Origin of the sequence: Barnesiella sp. An22, from assembly GCF_002159975.1 — a bacterium.
Lineage (GTDB): Bacteria > Bacteroidota > Bacteroidia > Bacteroidales > Barnesiellaceae > Barnesiella > Barnesiella merdigallinarum.
Map to the genome: position 1 here is coordinate 1 of NZ_NFJR01000049.1, position 914 is coordinate 914.

Annotated in this window: 1 rRNA gene; it reads right to left on the bottom strand. The window is 53.7% G+C overall.

The window, feature by feature from the left end:
- A 16S ribosomal RNA gene (locus B5F38_RS14145) occupies positions 1-914 on the bottom strand; the annotation flags it as partial.

The following is a 914-nucleotide window of genomic DNA, read 5'->3' on the forward strand; positions in this document are numbered from 1 at the left end:
ACCCGTTAGTAACTGTCAATAGGGGTTGCGCTCGTTATGGCACTTAAGCCGACACCTCACGGCACGAGCTGACGACAACCATGCAGCACCTCGCAGGCGGCCGTTGCCGGCTATGGGCTTTCACCCATATTCCCCCTGCGTTTGAGCCCGGGTAAGGTTCCTCGCGTATCATCGAATTAAACCACATGTTCCTCCGCTTGTGCGGGCCCCCGTCAATTCCTTTGAGTTTCACCGTTGCCGGCGTACTCCCCAGGTGGAATACTTAACGCTTTCGCTGTACCACTTACATTATATCGCAAACAGTTAGTATTCATCGTTTACTGCGTGGACTACCAGGGTATCTAATCCTGTTCGATACCCACGCTTTCGTGCTTCAGCGTCCGTTGCACCCTAGTAGGCTGCCTTCGCAATCGGGGTTCTGCGTGATATCTATGCATTTCACCGCTACACCACGCATTCCGCCTACCTCTTGTGCACGCTAGCTCGACAGTTTCAACGGCAGCTCCCGGGTTAAGCCCGGGCATTTCACCGCTGACTTGTCATGCCGCCTACGCACCCTTTAAACCCAATAAATCCGGATAACGCTCGCATCCTCCGTATTACCGCGGCTGCTGGCACGGAGTTAGCCGATGCTTTTTCTTCGGATACTTGCAAATCTCCACTCGTGAAGACCTTTACTCTCCGACAAAAGAAGTTTACAACCCTTAGGGCCGTCTTCCTTCACGCGACTTGGCTGGTTCAGTCTGCCGACCATTGACCAATATTCCTCACTGCTGCCTCCCGTAGGAGTTTGGACCGTGTCTCAGTTCCAATGTGGGGGACCTTCCTCTCAGAACCCCTATCCATCGTCGCTTTGGTGGGCCGTTACCCCGCCAACTGGCTAATGGACCGCATGCTCATCTGTAACCAAGATT